Annotated in this window: 1 pseudogene; it reads left to right on the top strand. The window is 46.7% G+C overall.

Annotated elements, in window-relative coordinates:
* A pseudogene (locus tag KM934_RS13040) lies at window positions 1–330 on the top strand (IS4 family transposase); the annotation flags it as partial.

Genomic DNA, 330 nt, shown 5'->3' on the forward strand with positions numbered 1-330 from the left:
TTTCTCGCTTCATGGCGAGAAGGGCAAGGTTGATGGCAAGGAACAAGGGCTTACCTCTGAACAGAGGAATGGGCGTTATGAGCGCAAACGTGACGAGAAGTGTCATATTGCCAAACGCAAGGAAGAGTATTTCATGAGCAAGGGTGTCAAGCTGTTGGATATGGTGAAGAATGCTATACGCAACAAGATACCTTTCGATTACTTGCTGGTTGACAGCTGGTTCACATGTACCGAACTTGTGGATTTCGTTTATCGCCGCCACAAGAAATTCCATCTTCTCGGCATGGCAAAGATGGGCAACACCAAGTATATGACTACTAATTGGGGGGA

Origin of the sequence: Hallella faecis (genome assembly GCF_018789675.1) — a bacterium.
Lineage (GTDB): Bacteria > Bacteroidota > Bacteroidia > Bacteroidales > Bacteroidaceae > Prevotella > Prevotella faecis.